Source organism: Paracoccus sp. UBA5162, from assembly GCF_002413585.1.
Classification (GTDB): domain Bacteria; phylum Pseudomonadota; class Alphaproteobacteria; order Rhodobacterales; family Rhodobacteraceae; genus Paracoccus.
The window spans coordinates 9027-10878 of record NZ_DHXG01000019.1 but is presented as its reverse complement, the minus strand read 5'-3'; the positions used below and the strand labels follow the sequence as shown (position 1 = coordinate 10878).

2 protein-coding genes are annotated in these 1852 nt (G+C 70.2%); both read left to right on the top strand.

Translation table 11 applies throughout. The annotated features are described in order from the left end of the window. Window positions 1-106 precede the first annotated feature (106 nt). Window positions 107-1339 carry a 3-deoxy-D-manno-octulosonic acid transferase gene (locus B4A72_RS02520; RefSeq protein ID WP_292953754.1) on the top strand — a complete coding sequence of 411 codons (1233 nt, stop codon included), beginning with the start codon at window positions 107-109 and terminating at the stop codon, window positions 1337-1339. Beyond that, window positions 1336-1749, top strand: coding sequence for a DUF1178 family protein (locus tag B4A72_RS02515; protein ID WP_292953752.1), 414 nt, complete (start codon window positions 1336-1338; stop codon window positions 1747-1749). Before B4A72_RS02520 ends, B4A72_RS02515 begins: the two co-directional genes overlap by 4 nt. Window positions 1750-1852: the final 103 nt, after the last annotated feature.

The window sequence follows — 1852 nt, the reverse complement described above, 5'->3', positions numbered from 1 at the left end:
TCCGGTCCGGGGTGGGGCACATTTACTTGCGCCCGCCTGCCGCCTAGGAGGGAATGGCGGCATTCCGACTGCGACCGGCCGCGAGAACCGCCGCGAGACGAAGCCGATGATCTATGCCGCCACGACCCGCCTTGTCGAAGCCGCCTTGCGGCTGCGGGTCGCGTTGGGCGGCCAGGCCGACTTGCGGCAGCGGCTGGCGATCGGCGCCCCGCCCGCCCGCTGCCGGATCTGGTTCCACGGCGCCTCGGTGGGCGAGTTGCAGTCCGGACAGGAGATCATCCTGGAACTGGCCCGGCGCCTGCCGGTGCTTGTCACCGCCAATACCGAAACCGGCCGGGATCTTGCGGCAGGCTGGGGCCTTTCCGCCCGGCTGGCTCCGCTGGATTCGCCCGCGGCGCTGTCGCGTTTCCTAGACGCGGCGCGGCCGGGTCTGCTGGTGACGCTGGAAAACGAATTCTGGCCGCTTCGGTCGCGGATGCTGGCGCAACGGGGGATCGCGCAGGCCATGATCGGCGCACGGATGTCGGCCCGTTCGGCGGCGACATGGCGGCGGCTGCCCGGCATCATTGGTCCGATGCTGACCCGCCTTGCCGCGCTTTCGGCGCAGGACGCGGCCAGCGAGACGCGGCTGTGCGACCTGGGGCTCGACCCCGCGTGCCTGTTGCCGCGCCTCGACCTGAAATTGCTGGCACCGGCGCGGATCACCCCGCCCCCCGACAACCGGCGGCGCGACCGGACCATCCTTGCCGCCTCGACCCACGAGGGCGAGGAGGCCACGATCCTCGACGCCTGGATTGCAGCCCGCCGCGCGCATCCCGACCTTCGCCTGATCCTGGCCATCCGTCACCCCCGGCGCGGCGACGAGGTCGCGGCGCTGATCGCCGCCCGCGGCCTGCCCGTCGCCCGCGTTTCGCGGGGCGCCGCGACAGCGCCGCTGCTGCTGGCCGACACGTTGGGCGAGATGCCGCGCTGGTATGACCAGGCGGGAATCTGCATCGTCGGCGGGTCGCTGGCCGATCGTGGCGGCCACACGCCCTGGGAACCGGCGGCCCATCGCTGCGCCATTCTGCATGGCCCGCATGTCGCGAATTTCACCGAAAGCTATGGCGCGCTTCATGCTCAGGACGCGGCACTGGCGGTGACCAGCACGTCACTTCCGGCGCAGATCATCGGCCTGGCGGGCGATGGCGCCCGTGCCCGCGCTCTGGGCCGGGCCGCACGCGGAGTGCTGGAGGCGGAGGCGCGCGACCCGTCGGCGCTGATCGACAGGCTCGCCAATCTTGCGCAGGACCGCGCGGATCACGATATAGCCCGCATGAGCAAGACGGAGCCGCGATGATCCGCTACAGCCTGCGCTGCGACCAGGGCCATGATTTCGATGGCTGGTTTCGTTCGTCCGATGCGTTCGAGACGATGCGCGACTCGGCGCGGCTGTCCTGCGCGCAATGCGGATCGACCAGCGTTGAAAAGACCCTGATGAGCCCCTCGGTGGCGGCAAAGACGGCCAGACCCCTGTCCGCGCCCGTCAATCCGGCCCAGGCCGCATTGGACCGACTGCGCCGCCATGTCGAGAAGAATTCCGATTATGTCGGACTGAAATTCGCCGACGAGGCGCGCGCCATGCATGAAGGCCGCAGTCCGGGCCGCGCCATCCACGGCGAGGCGCGCCCGGACGAGGCGAAAAAGCTGATCGAGGACGGAGTTCCGATCGCGCCGCTGCCTTTCCTTCCGCGCCAGAAATCCAACTGAACCGGCACCTTCGCACTCTTGGAAAATACCTCGGGGGTCGTCGCGGAACGCGACGAGGGGGCAGCGCCCCCTGCCGCCCCCGTCACCCGCCTTGCCTCTTGCG

Bases quoted from the DNA above. Each gene is read 5' to 3' on its own strand.
- B4A72_RS02520 (WP_292953754.1), top strand. From the start codon at position 107: ATGATCTATGCCGCCACGACCCGCCTTGTCGAAGCCGCCTTGCGGCTG.
- B4A72_RS02515 (WP_292953752.1), top strand. From the start codon at position 1,336: ATGATCCGCTACAGCCTGCGCTGCGACCAGGGCCATGATTTCGATGGC.